This window comes from Streptomyces sp. Je 1-369, assembly GCF_026810505.1.
In the GTDB taxonomy this organism is placed as follows: domain Bacteria; phylum Actinomycetota; class Actinomycetes; order Streptomycetales; family Streptomycetaceae; genus Streptomyces.
The window spans coordinates 342636-362453 of the sequence record NZ_CP101750.1 but is presented as its reverse complement, the minus strand read 5'-3'; the positions used below and the strand labels follow the sequence as shown (position 1 = coordinate 362453).

At 69.8% G+C, this 19818-nt stretch carries 17 protein-coding genes and 1 pseudogene; 12 read left to right on the top strand and 6 right to left on the bottom strand.

Going from position 1 to position 19818, the window contains the following annotated elements; all coding sequences use genetic code 11:
- The first annotated feature begins 273 nt into the window (after positions 1-273).
- From NOO62_RS01620 to xdhC, 3 genes are read left to right on the top strand one after another with little or no spacing between them, the layout of a single operon-like run.
- Positions 274-1851 (top strand): xanthine dehydrogenase small subunit, encoded by a 1578-nt coding sequence (locus NOO62_RS01620; RefSeq protein WP_268769077.1) that lies wholly within the window; start codon positions 274-276, stop codon positions 1849-1851.
- Positions 1848-4310 carry a xanthine dehydrogenase molybdopterin binding subunit gene (gene xdhB / locus NOO62_RS01615; protein WP_268769076.1) on the top strand — a complete coding sequence of 821 codons (2463 nt, stop codon included), beginning with the start codon at positions 1848-1850 and terminating at the stop codon, positions 4308-4310. Before NOO62_RS01620 ends, xdhB begins: the two co-directional genes overlap by 4 nt.
- Before the next feature lies 1 nt (position 4311).
- On the top strand, positions 4312-5151 hold the full coding sequence (gene xdhC / locus NOO62_RS01610) for a xanthine dehydrogenase accessory protein XdhC (protein ID WP_268769075.1): 840 nt from the start codon (positions 4312-4314) through the stop codon (positions 5149-5151).
- Positions 5152-5194: 43 nt separating this feature from the next.
- Here the strand turns inward: xdhC and NOO62_RS01605 are convergent, their stop codons facing one another.
- Positions 5195-5971 (bottom strand): formylglycine-generating enzyme family protein, encoded by a 777-nt coding sequence (locus NOO62_RS01605; protein ID WP_268775427.1) that lies wholly within the window; start codon positions 5969-5971, stop codon positions 5195-5197.
- 149 nt (positions 5972-6120) lie between these two features.
- Here NOO62_RS01605 and NOO62_RS01600 point away from each other — a divergent pair, with 149 nt between their 5' ends.
- Complete coding sequence (locus NOO62_RS01600; protein WP_268769074.1) at positions 6121-6624, top strand: metallophosphoesterase family protein; 504 nt, start codon at positions 6121-6123, stop codon at positions 6622-6624.
- A gap of 36 nt (positions 6625-6660) precedes the next feature.
- On the opposite strand, the gene NOO62_RS01595 is transcribed toward NOO62_RS01600, so the two are convergent.
- Positions 6661-7227 carry an O-methyltransferase gene (locus tag NOO62_RS01595; protein ID WP_414930751.1) on the bottom strand — a complete coding sequence of 189 codons (567 nt, stop codon included), beginning with the start codon at positions 7225-7227 and terminating at the stop codon, positions 6661-6663.
- Between the two features lie 339 nt (positions 7228-7566).
- Here NOO62_RS01595 and NOO62_RS01590 point away from each other — a divergent pair, with 339 nt between their 5' ends.
- A complete protein-coding gene (locus NOO62_RS01590) occupies positions 7567-8487 on the top strand; it encodes an endo-beta-N-acetylglucosaminidase H (RefSeq protein ID WP_414930750.1) in 921 nt (306 codons plus the stop codon).
- Between the two features lie 120 nt (positions 8488-8607).
- Here the strand turns inward: NOO62_RS01590 and NOO62_RS01585 are convergent, their stop codons facing one another.
- A complete protein-coding gene (locus tag NOO62_RS01585; RefSeq protein WP_268769071.1) occupies positions 8608-10626 on the bottom strand; it encodes an acyl-CoA dehydrogenase in 2019 nt (672 codons plus the stop codon).
- A gap of 287 nt (positions 10627-10913) precedes the next feature.
- On the opposite strand from NOO62_RS01585, the gene NOO62_RS01580 reads away from it, so the two are divergent.
- Positions 10914-11594 (top strand): hypothetical protein, encoded by a 681-nt coding sequence (locus NOO62_RS01580; RefSeq protein ID WP_268769070.1) that lies wholly within the window; start codon positions 10914-10916, stop codon positions 11592-11594.
- Positions 11595-11821: 227 nt separating this feature from the next.
- A complete protein-coding gene (locus tag NOO62_RS01575) occupies positions 11822-13189 on the top strand; it encodes an FG-GAP and VCBS repeat-containing protein (RefSeq protein WP_268769069.1) in 1368 nt (455 codons plus the stop codon).
- A 412-nt stretch (positions 13190-13601) separates the two neighbouring features.
- Here the strand turns inward: NOO62_RS01575 and NOO62_RS01570 are convergent.
- Both NOO62_RS01570 and NOO62_RS01565 read right to left on the bottom strand, forming a co-directional pair.
- Positions 13602-13808: pseudogene (locus tag NOO62_RS01570) on the bottom strand (NAD-dependent dehydratase); the annotation flags it as partial.
- Between the two features lie 39 nt (positions 13809-13847).
- Entirely contained in the window at positions 13848-15128 is a 1281-nt protein-coding gene (locus NOO62_RS01565; protein WP_268775426.1) for a PAS domain-containing protein, read from the bottom strand.
- Positions 15129-15389: 261 nt separating this feature from the next.
- Between NOO62_RS01565 and NOO62_RS01560 the strand changes: the two genes are divergently transcribed.
- From NOO62_RS01560 to NOO62_RS01550, 3 genes are read left to right on the top strand one after another with little or no spacing between them, the layout of a single operon-like run.
- Positions 15390-16364: an ABC transporter ATP-binding protein gene (locus tag NOO62_RS01560; RefSeq protein WP_268769068.1), complete on the top strand. Its 975-nt coding sequence runs from the start codon at positions 15390-15392 to the stop codon at positions 16362-16364.
- A complete protein-coding gene (locus NOO62_RS01555; RefSeq protein WP_268769067.1) occupies positions 16361-17155 on the top strand; it encodes an ABC transporter permease in 795 nt (264 codons plus the stop codon). Before NOO62_RS01560 ends, NOO62_RS01555 begins: the two co-directional genes overlap by 4 nt.
- Positions 17156-17167: 12 nt before the next feature.
- On the top strand, positions 17168-18046 hold the full coding sequence (locus NOO62_RS01550) for a MerR family transcriptional regulator (protein WP_268769066.1): 879 nt from the start codon (positions 17168-17170) through the stop codon (positions 18044-18046).
- Here NOO62_RS01550 and NOO62_RS01545 read toward each other — a convergent pair.
- Positions 18036-18365 carry a hypothetical protein gene (locus NOO62_RS01545; protein WP_268769065.1) on the bottom strand — a complete coding sequence of 110 codons (330 nt, stop codon included), beginning with the start codon at positions 18363-18365 and terminating at the stop codon, positions 18036-18038. The two genes, NOO62_RS01550 and NOO62_RS01545, sit on opposite strands and share 11 nt — an antisense overlap.
- Positions 18366-18522: 157 nt before the next feature.
- On the opposite strand from NOO62_RS01545, the gene NOO62_RS01540 reads away from it, so the two are divergent.
- Together NOO62_RS01540 and NOO62_RS01535 are read left to right on the top strand one after the other, a co-directional pair.
- A complete protein-coding gene (locus tag NOO62_RS01540) occupies positions 18523-18759 on the top strand; it encodes a helix-turn-helix domain-containing protein (RefSeq protein ID WP_398967474.1) in 237 nt (78 codons plus the stop codon).
- Entirely contained in the window at positions 18756-19811 is a 1056-nt protein-coding gene (locus tag NOO62_RS01535) for a serine hydrolase domain-containing protein (protein WP_268769064.1), read from the top strand. The genes NOO62_RS01540 and NOO62_RS01535 overlap by 4 nt, the downstream gene beginning before the upstream one ends.
- Positions 19812-19818 lie beyond the last annotated feature (7 nt).

Sequence of the window (19818 nt, the reverse complement as noted above, 5' to 3'; positions counted from 1 at the left end):
CACCAGCTCTGATCTCGGTCGCCTCGCCCAGTGCACCGCCTGGGTTCCGGGTCGGATCGCGCACGGCTGCTGAGTACGCCGCCGTCCTGATGTGCCCCTCCGCGGCACGTCCCGCTGTCTTCTCCTTCTCGTTCTCCGCACTCTCCTCTCCGCGATGCGGCACTTCGCTGTCCCGTGCCGACCCGCGCCCGCTTCTCCTGCTCCCGCTTCTCCCGCGCCCGCTTCCTTCGTGAGGCGCGTCTGAACACAGAAAGCTGCCTCAAATTGGCGAACATGACATCGACCGATCACGCTCCGGAACGGCTGCCCGGCGGCGTCACCGAGGCACGCATCACGGTCAACGGGGAAGAGACGCCGCTCGCGCCGGCCACGCCCCACACCACAGCGCTGGACTTCCTGCGCGAGCGCGGTCTCACCGGCACGAAGGAGGGTTGTGCCGAGGGCGAGTGCGGTGCCTGCTCGGTCATGGTGGCCCGGCCCGGCGTGCACAAACCCACCGACTGGGTCGCTGTCAACGCCTGCCTGGTCCCGGCCGCCGCACTCGACGGGCAGGAGATCGTCACCTCCGAGGGGCTGGCCACGGGCGGCGAACCCGGCACGATGCCCTCCCTGCACCCCGTACAGGAGGAGATGGCGGTCCGCGGCGGCTCCCAGTGCGGCTACTGCACACCGGGATTCGTCTGCAGCATGGCGGCGGAGTACTACCGCCCGGGCCGCTGCGAGCACGCCGCTCAGAGCTTCGCGGCCGACCTCGACGCGGAGACCGGCACGCAGGCAGCCGCGGACACGAGCGCCAACCCTGAGCACGGGGACCCCGAGCACGGCCCGAACGGCTTCGACCTGCACGCGCTCAGCGGAAACCTGTGCCGCTGCACGGGCTACCGCCCCATCCGCGACGCCGCGTTCGCCGTCGGCGCGCCCGCCGACAGCGACCCGCTGGCCCGGCGCCGTGAACAGGCCGCGCCCGCGCCGGTCGCCACCGAGTACACCCAGGACGGCGCTACCTTCCTGCGCAAGCGCACCCTGAAAGAGACGTTGCAGCTGCTGCGCGAGCGGCCCGACGCCGTCGTGGTCGCGGGCTCCACCGACTGGGGTGTCGAGGTCAACATCCGCTCACGCAGGGCCGATTGCGTGGTTGCCGTCGACCGGCTGCCCGAACTGCGGGAGCTGCGCGTCGAGTCCGGACACATCGAGATCGGAGCGGCGCTGACGCTCACAGAGATCGAGCGCCGCCTGGGCGCAGACGTACCGCACGTTCCGCTGCTCGCCGACCTCTTCCCGCAGTTCGCCTCCCGGCTCATCCGCAACGGCGCCACCCTCGGCGGCAACCTGGGCACCGGCTCGCCCATCGGTGACAGCCCGCCCGTGCTGCTCGCGCTCGACGCGTCGCTGGTGCTGGCCGACGTCGACGGCGAGCGCGTGGTCCCGCTCGCGGACTACTTCACCGGATACCGGCAGAGTGTCCGCCGTCCGGGTGAGCTGATCCGTGCGGTCCGCATCCCGCTGCCGCTGTCGCCGGTCACGGCCTTCCACAAGATCGCCAAGCGGCGTTTCGACGACATCTCCAGCGTCGCGGTCGCTTTCGCGCTCGACATCGAGGACGGGATCGTACGCAAGGCACGCATCGGTCTGGGCGGCGTGGCCGCGACGCCCATCCGCTCCCTCGCCACCGAGGCGGCCCTCGTAGGCAAGCCGTGGTCGACGGAGACCGTCGAGGCGGCGGCGCGGGTGCTGCGCGGGGAGGGCACCCCGATGAGCGACCATCGCGCCAGCGCCCTCTACCGTTCCGCGATGCTCGGCCAGAGCCTGCTCAAGCTGCACGCACAAACCACCGAGGCGGTCTCCTCATGAGTCACCTGTCCGAGCGTCCCGAAAAGCCCGTGGTCGGCGTCTCCATGCCGCACGAGAGCGCCGTCCAGCACGTCACCGGCTCCGCCCTCTACACCGACGACCTGGTCCAGCGCACCAAGGACGTACTGCACGCCTACCCCGTGCAGGTCATGAAGGCCCGCGGCAGGATCACCGCGCTGCGCACCGCGCCCGCGCTCGCCGTGCCCGGCGTGATCCGCGTGCTGACCGGCGCCGACGTGCCCGGCGTCAACGACGCGGGCATGAAGCACGACGAACCGCTCTTCCCCGACGAGGTCATGTTCCACGGCCACGCGGTCGCCTGGGTGCTCGGCGAGACCCTGGAAGCCGCCCGACTCGGCGCGGCGGCCGTCGAGGTGGAGCTGGAGGAGCTGCCTTCCCTGGTCACGCTCCAGGAAGCGATCGAGGCGGGCAGCTACCACGGTGCCCGGCCGCTGATGGAGACCGGCGACACCGACGCGGGCTTCGCCGACTCCGCACACGTACTCAGCGGAGAGTTCCAGTTCGCCGGACAGGAGCACTTCTACCTGGAGACCCATGCGGCGCTGGCGCAGATCGACGAGAACGGGCAGGTGTTCATCCAGAGCAGCACCCAGCACCCGTCGGAGACGCAGGAGATCGTCTCGCACGTGCTCGGCGTTCCCGCCCACGAGGTGACCGTGCAGTGCCTGCGCATGGGCGGCGGCTTCGGCGGCAAGGAGATGCAGCCGCACGGGTTCGCGGCCGTCGCCGCGCTCGGCGCCAAGCTCACCGGCCGCCCGGTCCGCTTCCGGCTCAACCGGACCCAGGACCTGACCATGTCCGGCAAACGGCACGGATTCCACGCCACCTGGAAGATCGGCTTCGACGCGGAGGGACGTATCCAGGCCCTGGACGCCACCCTCGTCGCCGACGGCGGCTGGAGCCTCGACCTCTCCGAACCCGTCCTCGCCCGCGCACTGTGCCACATCGACAACACCTACTGGATCCCCAACGCGCGCGTGGCGGGCCGGATCGCCAGGACCAACACCGTCTCCAACACCGCCTTCCGCGGCTTCGGCGGCCCCCAGGGCATGCTCGTGATCGAGGACATCCTGGGCCGCTGCGCGCCGGTGCTCGGCCTGGACCCCATGGAGCTGCGGGAACGCAACTTCTACCGGCCCGGCCAGGGCCAGACCACGCCCTACGGCCAGCCCGTCACGCAGGCCGAGCGGATCTCGACCGTCTGGCAGCGGGTGCGGAAGGACGCCGGCATCGCCGACCGCCGGCGCGAGATCGCCGCGTTCAACGCCGCGCACCCGCACACCAAGCGCGCGGTCGCGATCACCGGCATCAAGTTCGGCATCTCCTTCAACCTCACCGCCTTCAACCAGGGCGGCGCGCTGGTACTGATCTACAAGGACGGCTCCGTCCTGATCAACCACGGCGGCACCGAGATGGGCCAGGGCCTGCACACCAAGATGATGCAGGTGGCAGCGACGACGCTCGGCATCCCGCTGCGGAAGGTACGCGTCGCCCCGACGCGCACCGACAAGGTGCCCAACACCTCCGCCACCGCCGCGAGTGCGGGCGCCGACCTCAACGGCGGTGCGATCAAGAACGCCTGCGAGCAGCTGCGCGAGCGCCTGCTCCAGGTGGCAGGGACCCAGTTGGGCGCGAACGCGTCGGACGTACGCATCGTCGAGGGCGTCGCACGTGCCCTGGGCAGCGACAAGGAGGTGGCCTGGGACGACCTCGTGCGCACCGCGTACTTCCAGCGGGTCCAGCTGTCGGCGGCGGGCTTCTACCGCACCGAGGGCCTGCACTGGGACGCGAAGACGTTCCGGGGCTCGCCGTTCAAGTACTTCGCCCACGGCGCCGCGGCGACCGAGGTGGAGGTCGACGGCTTCACCGGCGCGTACCGCATCCGGCGCGTGGACATCGTGCACGACGTCGGCGACAGCCTCTCCCCGATGATCGACATCGGTCAGGTCGAGGGCGGCTTCGTCCAGGGCGCGGGCTGGCTGACGCTGGAGGACCTGCGCTGGGATACGAGTGACGGCCCCCACCGCGGCCGACTCCAGACCCAGGCAGCCAGCACGTACAAGCTCCCGAGCTTCTCCGAGATGCCGGAGGAGCTGAACGTCACGCTGCTCGAACGCGCCACGGAGGAAGGCGCGGTCTACGGCTCCAAGGCGGTGGGCGAACCTCCGCTGATGCTCGCGTTCTCGGTACGTGAGGCACTGCGGCAGGCCGCCGCGGCGTTCGGACCGAGCGGCATCAGCGTGGAACTGGCGTCGCCGGCGACACCGGAGGCGGTGTTCTGGGCGATCGAGGAGGTACGCCGGGCCGCCGCTTCCCGCAACGGCCAAGCTTCCGGCACGCCGTCGGCCGACACGCTCACTGAGCCCGCCCAGGCGGTTGCGACGCCGACGCGGGCACACACGGTGCGGGCGGACACGGCAGCGGTCAACGGTGCCTGACATGACGTGGATCGCCGCGGTCGCGCGGTTGCGGGCACGCCGGGAGTCCGGCGTACTGGTGACCGTCGCGACCGTGCGCGGTCATGCCCCGCGGGAGGCCGGTGCCAAGCTCGTCGTCGGGCACAGTGAGACGTGGGGCTCGATCGGCGGCGGCAACGTGGAGGCCGTCGCGATCGACCGCGCACGGGAGATGCTCGCCGCGGGCGAGGCGGTCACGGCCAAGGCGGCCACGGCCAAGGTGGAGCCGGAACTGATGGACTTCGCCCTGAACGACAAGGTGACCAACCAGCACGGTGTGCAGTGCTGCGGCGGAACGGTCTCGATCCTGCTCGAACCGCTGCCGGTGGTACGGGCGGTGGCGGTCTTCGGCGTGGGGCACGTCGGGCTGGAACTGGCGCGGATCCTGGCCCGCCAGGACCTCGACCTGCATCTGATCGACAGCCGCGCGGACATGCTCACCGACACCCGGCTCGACGCGCTGTCGGACGCGGTGGCACAGCTGCACGTGCACCACACGCCACTCCTGCCGGAGGAGATCCTGGACGACCTCCCGCACGGCACCCACATCCTGATCATGACCCACGACCACGCGGAGGACGCGGCCCTGTGCGACGCGGCCTTGCGCACCACGCACCTCGGCTCCGTGGGCCTGATCGGGTCGGCGGCCAAGTGGGCACGCTTCCGCAAGCGCCTCGCGACGGAGGGCGGGCACGACGACGCCGCGATCGACCGGATCAAGACGCCGATCGGCCTGTCCGACATCACAGGCAAGGAGCCGGCGACGATCGCGGTGAGTGTGGCGGCGGATCTGCTGCGGACGTTCGAGAACGAGGGAGAGTAGCCCCCGGGATGAGCTGCATCGGCGGATCGCACGGTGGTCGGCGCTACCCGGCGCGCGCCGCCAGGCGGAACCCCACGCCGATCGCTTCGAGGTCCGGTGCGTAGGCGCCGTGCCGACGGGCGCACCGAGCCAGGTCCCGGTCATGACGGAACGCCCCGCCTCGGGTGACGTGCCGGTCGAAGGCCCAGTCCTCGGTGCGGGGCACGTCGGCGGGCGCGCCGGGGTAGGGGGCGTAGAGGGTGGAGGTCCACTCGTCGGCGTTGCCCGCCATGTCCAGCACGCCGAAGGGGCCGGCGCCCTGGGGGTACGAACCGACGGGCGTCGTGGTGCCGATGCCGAGGTCCACGAGATTGGCCAGGCCGGTGCGGTACTCGTCGCCCCACGGGAACTCCCGGCCGTCGTCGCCCCGCGCGGCGCGCTCCCACTCGTCCTCCCTGGGCAGCCGCACGTCCAGGCCGCCGAGCCGTTGCCCGAGCCACGCGCAGTAGGCCGTTGCCGACTCCCAGTCCACGCCGGTGACCGGGTGCTCCGCAGGCGCCTTTGGGGCCGGTCGGCCGGTGGCCGCTGCGAAGAGACTCCACTGGCGCACGGTCACCGGAGTGCGGGCGATCCGGAACGCCGGGACGTGGACGTCCGTCTGCGGGGCTTCCTTCATGTACCACTCCACCGGCACGCCGGTGTCCGCGTAGCGTCGGGCCACTGCGTCCATCTCGTCGGCGGGCGTTCCTCGACGCAGCACCCCGGCCGGTATCTCGACCCAGTCCACCTGCTCCACCCGCACGAACTTCTCCTCGGCTCGGCTCGACTCGACAACCTTCATGATCACCGCGGTGGCGGGGCCGGACATCGACCGATGGAACCATCCGCACGGCGACCTTGGACCCAGGCCGAGGGCGCTGGTCGACCTCTTCGAGGCAGGCACGGCCCTGGTCAAGGGAGTCCTGGAACTCATCGGCCTACGCTGCGTCCATGCAACTGTTGCTCACCTCCGACACGCACGTACCGGCCCGCGCCAAGCGTCTGCCGGACGACCTGATGGCGGACATGGAAGCGGCGGACGTGGTGATGCACGCCGGGGACTGGATCGACGAGGCCACCCTCGATGTGTTCGAGTCCCGGTCGCGGCGCCTCGTGGCCGTATACGGCAACAACGACGGTCCCGGGCTGCGCCGTCGGCTCCCCGAAGTGGCCCGCGTGGAACTGGGGGGCCTGCGGTTCGGTGTCGTACACGAGACGGGTGCGGCGACCGGCCGTGAACGCCGCTGCGCCGAACGCTTCCCCGACCTGGACGTGCTCGTCTTCGGGCACAGCCACATCCCCTGGGACACGACAGCCCCCGGTGGCCTGCGCCTCCTCAACCCCGGCTCGCCCACCGACCGCCGACGCCAGCCCCACTGCACGTACCTCACCCTGACGGTTTCGGACGGCACGCTGCACGACGTGAACCTGCATCGGCTGCCTCCGAGGCGCTGAGCCGAAGGGGCAGGCAGGCCTTCACTCGTCCCCCGTCTAGTGGCGGCGTGTCGCAACAACCACTGAGCTGGAGGGGGTTGTGAGTACTTCGGTGGCGTTCAGGGTTGGATGAGTGAGGTAGAAGAGGCGCAGCTCGTCCACTTCGCCCTCGAAACGCGGCGGCCAATGGGACGAGGGGGTGAAGTCGTCCAGGATGAGGAGGCCACCGGGGGCAAGCAGCTTGAGGACCCCCTCGGGGTCGTCGCGCTTGCCTCCTCCGTCGCAGAAGAAGACGTCGAAGGGGGCGTGCTGCTCGAGCAGCCGCCAGTCACCGGTGAGAACGCCGACACGGTCGTCGTCCGCGAAGACACCGGCCGCCCGGCGGGCCAGCTCCTCGTCCCGCTCCACGGTGACCAGGCGGGCACCGGCACCGAGGCCGCTGTGCAGCCAGGCAGTGCCCACTCCCGAACCGGTGCCGCTCTCCCCGATGACCCCGTGCGGCTTCGCGGCGGCGGCCAGGCTGAGCAGCCTGCCGACTTCCGGGATGCAGCTCTTCTTGAATCCCGCCTCGACAGCGATACGTTCCGCGGCTTCCACCCGGGACGGAACCGCTCGTTGAGCCATGACCACGCATCCCCCTTCGTCGTGAGCATGACGGTATCCGCCGACGCCGGGGTGCGCACGGAGTTCTCCCAGGCCGGTCCCTGCGTCCCGCTCGAGACGCAAGGGGCACGGGAGTGCGGAGGAGTCGTGAAGAAATCGCGCACGAAACTCCGGATTCGGTCACAGGAGAGGAAAACTCGGAGGGCTCACTCGGCGCTTCGAACAGGTCGGGCGCCGAATCGCGTGATGGGAGACCGATCAACGATGTTCACTCTTGCACGGAGCAAGGCGGGCAGTAGCGCAGGCAGTAGGGCAGGGAGCGGGGCACGCGGCGGAGTGCGGAGCGAGGTACGGAGCAGAATGCGGACCGCCGCGCTCGCGCTCTCGGCCGTCGCGGCCCTCACCCTCGGTACGACCGCCATGACTGCCACGACCGATGCGGCGGCGGCCCCGGCTCCCGCCCCTGCCCCGGCGCCCAAGAAACAGGGGCCGACCTCGGTGGCGTACGTCGAGGTGAACAACAACAGCATGCTGAACGTCGGCAAGTACCGCCTCGCCAACGGCGGCGGCAACGCCTTCGACGTCGCCGTGGTATTCGCGGCGAACATCAACTACGACACGAGCAAGAAGGCGGCGTACCTGCACTTCAACGAGAACGTGCAGCGTGTTCTCGACAATGCCGCCACCGAGATACGACCCCTCCAGGAGAAGGGCATCAAGGTCGTCCTCTCGGTGCTCGGCAACCACCAGGGCGCCGGGTTCGCCAACTTCCCGTCCCAGCAGGCGGCTTCGACGTTCGCGAAGCAGCTGTCGGACACCGTGAGCAAGTACCGTCTCGACGGCATCGACTTCGACGACGAGTACTCCGAGTACGGCAAGAACGGCACCGGCCAGCCCAACGCGAGCTCGTTCGTGCACCTGGTGACGGCGCTGCGCGCGAACATGCCTGACAAGATCATCAGCCTCTACAACATCGGTCCGGCCGCGTCCCGCCTGTCCTACGGCGGCGTCAACATCTCGTCCAAGTTCAACTACGCCTGGAACCCGTACTACGGCACGTGGCAGGTCCCCGGCATCTCCCTGCCCAAGTCGAAGCTGTCGCCGGCGGCCATAGAGATCGGCGGGACCTCGCGGAGCACGGTCGCCAGTCTTGCGCGCCGTACCGTGAGCGAGGGGTACGGCGTCTACCTGACGTACAACCTCGACGGCACCGATCGCAGCGCGGACGTCTCCGCGTTCACGAGGGAGCTGTACGGCAGTGACGCCGTCTACACGCGGTAGGGCGACGGAACGGCGGGACGTGACGGTGCGCCGCATCCCGTAGTGCGGTGAACCCGCGTACAGGCCGCGCCTCCGACAACGATGTCGGAGGCGCGGCCGTACGACGGGCGCGGGGTACGGTCACCCCACGAGGTCGGGGGAGCGGAGCATCTGGGCCGGGATGTTCCAGGCGTCGACGAGGTCGTCCGCGATCGGCCGGACCTTCCGGCACAGGTCGTTCACCTCGCGGTGGATCGCCTTGGAACGCTGGACCGTCAGCCTGCCGTGCTCCATGAACCAGGCGCGGTCCGCCTCGATGGTGGAGAGCGCGAAGAGGTCGCACAGGAGGGCGAGTGCGGCCTTGGTCCCGCCATGGTTCGCCCCGTTATGGCCCGCCCCGTTCTGCCCTTCAGGGCCGACGTCGCCGCTCCCGTCGGGCATGTGCCGCACCTTCTCGACGAACGCTTCGAGCACCAGCCGCTCGATGTGTGCGTGGGCCACCGCGATGACGTGGTCCTGCACCTGCGAGAAGACGACGCCCGGATGCTTGTCCTGGTCCATTCCGCGCTTGAGCCGACGCGCCAGCCCGGCGAGCATGTGCTCCTCACGGAAACGGAGCATGGCGAGCTGGTACTCCGAGTCGAAGAGGCCCGCTTCCTGGTCCCACTCGTCGCCACCGGGCAGCAGGTCGCGTACCCGTTCGAGGAGCTTGTGGGCGGAGGTCTTCTCGATGACCGTGTCGACGGCGAGACCGGTGACGTACCGGACCATGCCGAGCTGGTCCATGTTCTCGAACTCGCTCGCGTGGTGCGTCAGCAGCCCCTTCGCCACCATCTGCAACAGCACGTGGTTGTCGCCCTCGAACGTCGCGAAGACGTCGCTGTCGGCCTTCAGGGCAGCGAACCGGTTCACGGCGAGATAGCCGGCGCCGCCGCACGCCTCGCGGCACTCCTGGATCGTGCGGGTGGCGTGCCAGGTGCCGAGGGCCTTGGTGCCGGCGGCCCGTGCCTCCAGTTCGCGCCGTGCGCGCTCGTCGTCGGCGATGCCCGAGAACACGTCGTGCAGCTGCGTGCGCACGACGTCCTGGGCGAAGTGCAGCGCGTACGTGCGTGCGATGAGCGGCAGCAGGCGGCGCTGGTGCATGCCGTAGTCGAGGAGCACCTGTTCCTCGCCGGGCGTGGCCGCCTCGAACTGACGGCGACGGTTGGCGTACTTGGTGGCGATCGCCAGCGCGACCTTGCTCGCGTTGATGGCGCCGCCCGCGACGCTGACCCGCCCCTGGACCAGGGTGCCGAGCATGGTGAAGAAGCGGCGGTCGGGGTTGTCGATCGGGCTCTCGTAGACGCCCTCCGGGGTCACTTCGGCGAACCGGTTGAGCAGTGCCTCGCGGGGCACGCGCACGCCGTCGAACCAGATACGGCCGTTGTCGACGCCGTTGAGACCCATCTTGCGGCCGTCGTCCTCGATCCGGACGCCGGGGGCCGCCGCGCCGTCCACGCGGACCGGTACGACGAAAGCGTGCACGCCCTTGTGTTCCCCGCCCACCTCCAGCTGGGCGAAGACGACCGCCAGTTCGGCGTGGCGGGCCGCGTTGCCGATGTAGTCTTTGCGCGCCGCGTCGCCGTCGGTGGTGATGACGAACTGCCCGCTGTCGGCGTCGTACCGGGCCATGGTGCCGAGGGCCTGGACGTTGGAGCCGTGTCCTGTCTCGGTCATCGCGAAGCAGCCCATCAGCTCCCCGATGATCAGACGGGGGAGGTAGGCCTCGTGGTGGCGTTCCGTGCCGAGCTGCAGGATCGCGCCGCCGAAGAGACCGAACTGCACGCCGACCTTCACCAGTACGGAGAGATCGCCGTAGGCGAGCGTCTCGAACGCGGCGATCGACGCCCCGATGTCGCCGCCCCCGCCGTACTTCTTCGGGAAGCCCATGCCGGTCTGCCCCGTCGCCGCCATCTCGACGACGACGTCGCGCACGCGCTCCCGGAATGCGTCGAAACCGAGCTCTTCCGCTTCGTCCAGCACGCCCGCGTACGTCGCCAGATTGGCCCGCACGAGGGTGCGGACCTCTGAGTACTCGCCGTCCAGCAGCTCCGCGAGAGCTCGGACGTCGACGGTGGGCGGCACGTAGCCCCCCGGGGATACGGCGCTGTCGGTGACCATGACGCCCTGCTACCCGACCTTGGGGTGATCAAATCGGTCGGCTGGTCCGTTTGGGGCGGCAGGGGGGAGGGGGCGGAGGGAGGGGTGGGGAGGGTTGGAGGGGTGGGGGAGAGCTGGAGGGTGAGGGAGGGGTGGGGGAGAAGGGGGTGCTGATGAGACGCCGAGTTCGATGAGGGGACCGCTGAGTACAGTGATCGAACAGTCGTCGGCCCCAGATGCGGCCGACGCCGCCCCCATCACAGCCGATGCCGTGGACGACCCGGCACCGCCACACCTCTGGAGAACCCGTGACACCGCACCAGCCCCTCGATCTCGCCGCGCCCGACGCCGCCACGACGACAGGGCGGCGGGCGGGTACGGGCACGCGCACGCGCACGGGCAAGGGCAAGGGCGCTGCGGTGTGTGCCGTGGTCCTGCCGACGGCGCTACTGGCCCTGCAACTCGGCCTCGGCGCCGTGGCCCAGGCCCAGGCCCAGGCCCCCGAGCCCGTCGGGGTGGGGCCGCGTGTGGCGAGCCCGCGTGTGGCGAGCCCGCTTGTGGTGCCCGACCGGGCGACGATCACGGAAGGCCAGGTCAAGGAAGTGGCGCGGGGCGGTGCGATCACGTATCCGAGCGTCACCAGTTGCCTCACGGTGACCGTGCGCCTGAAGGACGGCGGCCTTGTCGGGGCGCACGCCAGCCTGTTCCAAGTACCGGGCGAACTGCGTTCGGACCGGATCCTGGCGGCGCTCAAGGACCACGTCGGTGGCCGTCCCGTGACCGCGGTCGAGGTCAGAGGGGCAGTGGGCGCCTGGCACCCCGGCTACTTCGTGAAGGCGATCGAGAGCTACGGCGACGGTGAGCAGCCGCCGGTCCCGAACGGCCAGGACCTGGAAGGAATCGCCCGGGCGGTATCGCAGGGACTGGGCCAGCCCCGCAGCATGGTCACGGTCGAGGACGTACCGGACGGCGACCAGACCGTCACCTGACACTGCGGGTGGGTTGTTGGACGCGCAACGCGCGCCGCAGGCGACCCACGACCCACATCATGCGGGCCGCTCCGCGCGGGGGCCGCCGGTCAGCACCATCGCGCCCGCCTAAGACGCGACGTTCTCCCGCGCCCCGTACAACCCTTAAGCCCCACGGTCAGTCTCCTGACCGCTGCTCCCACACATCACCCCCACCACCTCTCGACCAACAAGGACCCCCAACACCCATGCGCATACGCACAACAGCAACGATCACCACCCTCCTGGTAGCGGGCCTCACCCCCGTCACCCTGCCCGCCGCGGCGGCGAGCGCCGCGCCCGCGAAGCACGGCGACGACTTCAACGGCGACGGCTACCGCGACTACGCGTACTCGAGCTTCAGCGCCAGAGGGGGCGGCGGCGTCAGCGTGGTCTTCGGGACCGCCACGGGGCCCGGCTCCAGACAGCAGCGCATCACCCAGGCGAGCCCGGGCGTGCCCGGCGCCGACGAGGCCGACGACATGTTCGGCGAGGTACGGGCAGCCGCGGACTTCGACGGGGACGGATACGGCGACCTCGCGGTGGCGGCGACCGGCGAGAACGGTACCCAGGGCGCCGACCAGGGAGCCGTGACGATCCTGTGGGGCTCCGCCTCCGGCCTGTCCAAGGGCACGAACCTCCCGAACAAGAACCCGGACAGCCACAACTACATGGGCAAGGACCTGGCGACCGGCGACTTCAACGGGGACGGCAAGCAGGACCTGGCCGTCATCAACGGGTCCAAGACCTACGTCTACCGCGGCCCGCTCAAGCGCTCCGGCACCACCGGCGCCGTGACCAAGCTCGACAAGACGACGTCCTTCTACGCCACGGCCCTGATCTCCGGAAAGGTCAACGGCGACAAGAAGACCGACCTCGCGATCATCGGCGACGTGGTCAGCCCCGAGAAGATCGCGTCCGACGCCTGGTTCATCAAGGGCGGCACCAGCTCGCTCACCTCGGGCAAGACGCTGCGCCTGGAGTCCGAGTCCGGCAACGGCGGCAGCTCCGAGCGTGGCGGCGACGGTGTCATCGCCGACTTCAACAAGGACGGTTACGGCGACATCGCGATCGGCACGGCCCTCTACTCGAAGCACAAGGGCCGCGTCAGCGTCTGGTACGGCGCCTCCGCCGGCCCGTCCCGCAGCGCCCGCCTCACCCAGGCGACGAGTGGGGTCGCCGGATCCCCGGAAAGCGGCGACGAGTTCGGCTCCTCCGTCTCGGCGGGCGACGTCAACGGTGACGGCTACGCGGATCTCGCGGTCGGCGTGGGCGGCGAGAAGATCGACGACAAGGACGACGCGGGCGGCGTCCACGTCTTCAAGGGCCGGTCGAGCGGCCTGACCGGCGCCGGTTCGCAGTGGTTCGCCCGCAACACCCCCGGCGTGCCGGGACCCTTGACGGACTACGACGGCTTCGGTGGACTTGTACGGCTGCGCGACACGGACGGCGACAAATCGGCCGACCTGTATGTGAGCGCCGTCGGCTCCCTGCGACTGCCCGGCTCACCCAGCGGCATCACCACGACGGGCGCGACGGAATACGACGCGACGCCCATCGACGGCTTCTTGCAGTAACTCCCCCAGAGGGCATAACGATGCAGGACCACAAGGCCCACCAGGCCGATGGCTCACCAGGGGCTCATCGCGTATAGAGACGATCGCTGAGGACGGTGCTACCTGCCTCTGCGTGGCTTGCGTGGTGCCTCCCCAGGGGCCGACGGGGCGGCGCGTAAGAAGGCGAGGTTCGTGTATGGGTCCTGTTGGCGCCAGGACCCGGCTATCCAGGCGAGATCTTCCAGCGGGTCGCGCCCGCACGCTTCGACCGTGCCCGCGCCTGAATCCGTGTCCGTGCCCGTGACGTTCAGCCCGCCGCTGCGCAACCGTCCGCCCCACTCCAAATCGATCCGCTCCAGCGCGTCGGCCGTCTCCTTCCCCGCAGCCCAGACATGAACGCGAGCTCGCCCCCCCCACCCTCATCCCGCCCCTTCTACTCCGCCGCGGCGAACTCCGCCATGCCCTCCCGGAATCCGGCTTCGGGCTTGCAGCCCAGGTCGGAGTGGAGCCGCGCCGAGTCCGCCGTGATGTGGCGGACGTAGTCGAGTCGGAACTCCCCGGTGATGACGGGGTCCGGACCGCCGTACGCGTCGGACAGCGCCCGCGCCATCGCGCCGACGGTGTGCGGCTCCCCGCTGCCCGCGAATTCTGGAACGCACCTGAGCGGGAGGCGGCCTGCTCAGAAGGAAGCCTCGGGTGGGCGGCGAGCGAGGACTTCGCGGGCGAAGTCGGCGAGGGGCATCGCCCTGGCCCGGGCCGTGCTGCGCAGCCAGGCGAGAGCGTCGTTCGTGCTGATGTGCTGGGTGGCGGCGAGGACACCGATAGCGGCGTTGATGTCGCCGTGATCGGCGGTGGCCCTGACGCGCTCGCCGATGTCGCCCTTCAAGTCGGCCAGCAGCATGGCGGCGGCGATCTGGGCGAATACCTCTGCGTCGGCGGGTGGCTTCGAGAGCCCCTCGCCGCGGTGGTAGAGGGTGAGGGTACCCACGGTCGTGGTGGCGGTGGACAGAGGATAGGCGAACGCGGCACCGACGCCGATACGGCACGCGGCGTCCGTGAACAGCGGCCAGTTGGAGCTGGGCTGGTCAAGCAGAGGCACCAAGACAGGCTCACCGGTGGCGAACGCGGTCAGCGACGGACCGCTGCTGGTGATCCACTGCAGTTCCTCGGCCTGCTGCCCCCAGAGGGACGTGACAGCGAGCTGGACGTCCTGTGCTCCGTTGCCGTGCAGGGTGATCACGGCGGCGTCGGCACCGGGCAACTCCCGTACCGCACAGTCGCACACCGCGGCGAGGCATCCGCTGCCGGGCGGGCTCTGCCGGGCGGCATGGGTGATCCCGTGCCACAGCGCGTCCCGCCGGACCAGAGCGGCCCCCGACACGCCACCGGCACCCCCACCCACCCCCGCACCTGTACCCGTACCCGTACCCGGCAGGTCAACCGACGCCGCCAGTCCGGCCGCTCGGGCGGCGCGCTGATGGAAGGCGAGGGCTCGCAACGCGCCACGCAGCAGCGCGGTCGGCTGCCCCGCAGCGTCCAGGGCACCGTTCCCAGCGTCCAGGGCGCCGCTCCCACTGGCATGGCGCAGCGACTCGTACACCGTGGTGATGTCCTCGACGTGGTGCAGGACGCCCACGAGACGGCCGTGGGCGTCGGTCAGCGGGGAGTTGACAGGACTCCAGGCCTTGATGCGGAAGCCACCGGGGGATTGCGGTTCGGGGATGTCGTAACGCTGGATCCCCATGTCGTGCGGGTCACCGTGGCGCATCACCCGCTCCAGCGACGCGGTGAGGTTGCGGACGCCGGTCGAACCCGTGTCCTCGGGATTGTCCGGGAACGCGTCGAACATGAAGGCGCCGATCAGTTCCTCGCGCGAGCGTCCGGTGGCACGCAGGTAGGCGGGGTTGACGCCGCGGATGTAGAAGTCCGTATCCAGCAGCAGATACGGCGCCGTGGTCACCTTGAACAAGGGACTGTCATACGTGGTTCGCAGCGCGTCATGCACCTGTGCACACCTCCCGGCAACGGCTGAGGACGGCTGCTTGCAAAGCGTAGCCACTCGAGCCGGACGGCAGCAGCCGTATGCGGCATCGGGCACCTGGGAGCACCCTGTGTCCCCGTCGAACGAGTTGCGCTGGTGCCGCACGAGGATCGGCCCGGAGCGTACGCGTAGCCGCTCCGGTTGACCCTGACGCAGGGACAACCTTCCAGCATGGTCGGCATGACGACGAGAACCAATGCGATCGAGGTCACCGGGCTACGCAAGTCGTACGGTGACCACGAGGTGGTGGCCGGAGTCGACCTGACCGTCGCCACAGGCACCGTCTACGCCCTGCTCGGACCCAACGGGGCCGGCAAGACCACCACAGTCCGGATCCTGTCCACCTTGCTCCCCGCAGACGCCGGTGAGGCGCGAGTCGCCACGTACGACATACGCCGCGAGGCAGATCAGGTGCGTAAGTCGATCGGAGTGACCGGGCAGTTCTCCGCTGTGGACGAGCTGCTGACCGGGCGGGAGAATCTTCGGTTGATGGCCGACCTCGGACACCTCGACCGGCGCCGTGCGCGGAGCACAGTGGGGCAACTGCTGGAGCGCTTCCGACTGGCCGACTCCGCCGACCGGCGCGCGGTGACGTACTCCGGCGGCATGAAGCGGCGGCTCGACCTGGCCATGACCCTGGTGACAGGGCCGCGGCTGATCTTCCTCGACGAGCCGACCACAGGCCTCGATCCGCGCAGCCGCCGTGACCTGTGGGGGATCGTGCGGGAGCTGGTGGCCGACGGGGTCACCGTCTTCCTCACCACCCAGTACCTGGAGGAGGCCGACCAACTCGCCGACCGGATCGGTGTGCTCGACGGGGGCCGGCTGGTCGCCGAGGGCACCGCCGCCGAGCTGAAGCGGCTGGTCCCCGGCGGTCACCTCCAGCTTCAGGCCGCTGACAGTGAACGGCTTGCCGAGTTGGCACGCCAGTTCCCCGAGGCGAACGTGAACGCCGCGGCGCTGACCCTGAGGCTGCCGCACGACGGCAGCCTCACCACGCTTCGACGGCTGTTGGCCGACGTCGATGACGACGCGGTCACCGGGCTCGCCGTGCACACCGTGGACCTGGACGACGTGTTCCTCGCTCTCACCGACCACTCCACTGCCGTCCACCCCACCCCCGACGAGTCTTCCGCGGAGGTGCCTGCCGCATGAGTACCGCGCCTCACGCCGTCCGCGATTCGGCGACCATGCTGCGCCGCAATCTGAAGCACATGGCCCGGTACCCGTCCCAGACGCTGATGCTGATCGGACTGCCGCTGCTGTTCCTGCTGCTGTTCGTCTACGTCTTCGGCGGCACGATGGGCTCCCGCCTGCCCGGAACCCCGGCGGGGGACCGCGGCGACTACCTGACGTTCATCACTCCCGGCATCTTGGTGATGACGGTGGCAAGCGTGTCCATCAGCACCGCCGTCTCGGTCGCCACCGACATGACGGGCGGCATCATCGACCGGTTCCGGACCATGGCCATCGCCAAGGTCTCGGTGCTCACCGGCCACGTGCTGGGCGCGATGGTCCAGACCGCGCTGGCACTCGCCACGGTATCGGGCGTCGCGTTCCTGCTCGGTCTGGAGAGCGCCGCCACAGCGATGCAGTGGTTGGGCCTGATCGGTCTGCTTGCGCTTCTGTCGTTCGCGATGACCTGGTTCACCGTGGCGCTGGGGCTGGCCTGCCCGAGCCCGGAGGCCGCGAGCAACTGGCCGATGATCTTCATCATGCTGCCGTTCGTGGGCAGCGGATTCGTGCCGGTGGAGTCGATGCCGACCGGACTGCGGTGGTTCGCCGAGTACCAGCCGTTCACGCCGATCATCGACGCCCTCCGCGGTTTGCTGTCCGGATCGCCCATCGGTTCGGACGTGTTCCGGGCCATCGGCTGGTGTGTGGTGACCGGGCTGCTCGGCTACCTCTGGTCGCGGCATCTCTACCGGACCCGGGCTGCGAACTAGGAGACTGCTCTGATGCTGACCATCGGCGAGCTGGCGTCGTATGCCGGAGTGACGGTACGTGCGGTGCGGCACTACCACGCCAGGGGGCTGCTGCCGGAACCAGAGCGTGACCACTCCGGCTATCGGAGGTACGGCGCCGGCGCCGTGGTCGAGTTGCTCAGGATTCGAACCCTGGCCGAGGCCGGGGTGCCGCTGGCGCGCGTGCGCGAGCTGCTGCAGGCGGACGAGGAGGAGTTCGCCGCGGCCATCGTGGACATCGACGAGCGGCTGCGGGCTGAGATGCGGGAGCGGCAGCGACACCGCGAGCGGATCGCCCGCCTCGCCGCGGGAGACAGCCTGGCACTGCCCCGTGAGGTGGTCGCGTACCTCGACCGGCTGCGGGCGCTCGGTATCGACGAACGTATCGTTCAGGTCGAGCGCGACAACTGGATCCCGCTGGCCGCGCGCTCGCCCGAGCGCATTCCGGAGTGGATGGCACGCAAGCGGGAGCAGATCGCCGACCCGCAGATCGTCGACTTCTACGTAACTCTGAGCGAGGTCCTCGCCCGCGCACCTGCCCGCGCACCTGGCCGAGCACCCGACCGAGCAACCGACCGCGGGTCCGACCGGGCAGAGGACCGTGCACTCGACCGCGCCGAGGACGACCCACGGCTGGCCGAACTGGCGGACAAGTTGGCCGCCTGCGTCACACAGTTGGCCGACGAGCAGGGCGAGTCGCAAGTCGACGACACCGGCATCGAGCCACTGCTCGCCGAGCTCCTGGACGCACATGTGTACGAGACCCTGCCGCCGACCCGGCGGCTGATCGAGCTGCTGACGAAGCGCGGCTGGACGGGCTGGACCAAACTCGAGCGCGTGCCTGCCCTTGTTGGCCACTGCCTCAGCCAGTAGTTGGCCCGAGAGTGTCCAACCAGACGTCAAAGACGAAACGTGTGTCGTTGGGGCCACCCTCCAACCACCACGTGCTCACCGTGGCGATGTCGTCGGTGACCTCTTCGATCGTGCACTGGATACTGGTCGGACATGGATAGGGCGAGGTCGAGTCGAGATCTCCGCCGAAGTAGGCCGTCTTGCCCACCAGTTGGTGAGGGCGGTCGTAAGCGTCGGCAAACTCCACCAGGATCAGGCCTGGTTGCGGATCGTCGGTGAGCCAGTAGACAGCTGTGGCGGGCAGTTCACAACCGTCGCCCTTGCCCAGACTCGTCTCCATGTCCGAACGTTACCAATCGGGTGCCGCGTGGGGCTACGGATGCACGGGCCAGGACCCCATAACAGCCATCATCCCGTCCTCCGATGCCACCTGTGCCAGAGTGCGGGTCCGTCAACCTTGGTTGACGATTCGTCTGGCAGTCAACTACGGTTGACCCATGGATGTGGAACAGTTGACCGAACTCGCGGCATCGACGGCCGACCACGACCCATTGGTGGGGCTCGGCGCCGTGGCGCGACTCCGCGTCGAGACGGAACGCATCGAAGCGGTGCTGGTGCGCCGAGCTCGCAACAACGGGGCTACGTGGCCGCAAATCGCCGCCGTCCTGGGTGTCTCGAAACAGGCGGTCCACAAGAAGTACGCCGGTCGCGGCCTGTTCGGCGGTCGGTCATGACCGCCGGGTTAGACGGTGACCAGCAACTCGTCACCAGGCTCGGCGAACTGTTGGGCCCGCGCCACCCGGTCGCCGCGGCGGCCGTGGTCACGCCTGCGGGCATGCGCGTGGCGAGCCGCGGAACCGACGCCGACGCCGACGCCGACTGTGACGCCCACTCTGACGCCGCCTCCGACTCCGCCCCCGCACCCGTCTCCGCCTCCGACTTCGAGATCGGCTCGATCGCGAAGGCCGTCACCGGGCTGCTGTACGCCGACGCCCTCGCCCGAGGCGAGATCACCCCCGACACGAGCCTCGGCGAACTCCTGCCCCTGGCTGACGCCCCCGCCGCACGAGTGACGCTGCGATCGCTGAGCACGCACCGATCCGGCCTGCCCCGGCTCCCCAAGGCCGCACGACCATGGCGGCGCACCCTCGCCCTGTGGCGATACGGAACCAACCCCTACGGCGAGAACCTCGAACAGCTCCTCGACCAGGCCCGGGGCGTCGCGCTGGGCACGCCAAGGTCCCGCTACTCCAACCTCGGATTCGAGCTCCTCGGACACGCCCTCGCCCGCGCCGCCACGACGACCTACCCAGAGCTCGTCCAACAGCGCATAGCCTCCCCGCTGCAACTCGACTGCTTCTACGTCCCCAAGACAGCCGACGAGCTTCGCCCCGAGGCACTCAACGGCAGAAGCCGCCGAGGACGACCGCGGCAACCCTGGACCGGTGAGGCGCTCGGACCGGCAGGTGGCATCCGGGCCTCCATCACCAGCATGGCCCGCCTGACAGCGGCGATACTCGACGGCAGCGCCCCTGGCATCGCCGCACTCGATCCGGTCGCCCCGCTCGGCGCCGGCGCCCGCATCGGCGCCGCATGGATCACAGTCCAGGTGAAAGGCCGACCCATCACCTGGCACAACGGCGGCACCGGCGGCTTCCGGTCATGGCTCGGACTCGACCGCAGCACAGGCACCGGCGTCGTCATCCTCTCGGCCACCGCCGCATCAGTCGACCGTCAAGGGTTCACACTCCTGACCGAGCGCCGTCCAGGACAGCTACCGATATGATCACCTG

What these genes read in the sequence shown, in the direction of transcription:
- NOO62_RS01540 (WP_398967474.1), top strand. Translation starts at nt 18,523, where the DNA reads ATGGATGTGGAACAGTTGACCGAACTCGCGGCATCGACGGCCGACCAC.
- NOO62_RS01550 (WP_268769066.1), top strand. Translation starts at nt 17,168, where the DNA reads ATGCTGACCATCGGCGAGCTGGCGTCGTATGCCGGAGTGACGGTACGT.
- xdhB (WP_268769076.1), top strand. Translation starts at nt 1,848, where the DNA reads ATGAGTCACCTGTCCGAGCGTCCCGAAAAGCCCGTGGTCGGCGTCTCC.
- NOO62_RS01600 (WP_268769074.1), top strand. Translation starts at nt 6,121, where the DNA reads ATGCAACTGTTGCTCACCTCCGACACGCACGTACCGGCCCGCGCCAAG.
- NOO62_RS01595 (WP_414930751.1), bottom strand. Translation starts at nt 7,227, where the DNA reads ATGGCTCAACGAGCGGTTCCGTCCCGGGTGGAAGCCGCGGAACGTATC.
- NOO62_RS01585 (WP_268769071.1), bottom strand. Translation starts at nt 10,626, where the DNA reads ATGGTCACCGACAGCGCCGTATCCCCGGGGGGCTACGTGCCGCCCACC.
- NOO62_RS01545 (WP_268769065.1), bottom strand. Translation starts at nt 18,365, where the DNA reads ATGGAGACGAGTCTGGGCAAGGGCGACGGTTGTGAACTGCCCGCCACA.
- NOO62_RS01590 (WP_414930750.1), top strand. Translation starts at nt 7,567, where the DNA reads ATGCGGACCGCCGCGCTCGCGCTCTCGGCCGTCGCGGCCCTCACCCTC.
- NOO62_RS01605 (WP_268775427.1), bottom strand. Translation starts at nt 5,971, where the DNA reads ATGAAGGTTGTCGAGTCGAGCCGAGCCGAGGAGAAGTTCGTGCGGGTG.
- NOO62_RS01620 (WP_268769077.1), top strand. Translation starts at nt 274, where the DNA reads ATGACATCGACCGATCACGCTCCGGAACGGCTGCCCGGCGGCGTCACC.
- NOO62_RS01560 (WP_268769068.1), top strand. Translation starts at nt 15,390, where the DNA reads ATGACGACGAGAACCAATGCGATCGAGGTCACCGGGCTACGCAAGTCG.
- xdhC (WP_268769075.1), top strand. Translation starts at nt 4,312, where the DNA reads ATGACGTGGATCGCCGCGGTCGCGCGGTTGCGGGCACGCCGGGAGTCC.
- NOO62_RS01575 (WP_268769069.1), top strand. Translation starts at nt 11,822, where the DNA reads ATGCGCATACGCACAACAGCAACGATCACCACCCTCCTGGTAGCGGGC.
- NOO62_RS01535 (WP_268769064.1), top strand. Translation starts at nt 18,756, where the DNA reads ATGACCGCCGGGTTAGACGGTGACCAGCAACTCGTCACCAGGCTCGGC.
- NOO62_RS01555 (WP_268769067.1), top strand. Translation starts at nt 16,361, where the DNA reads ATGAGTACCGCGCCTCACGCCGTCCGCGATTCGGCGACCATGCTGCGC.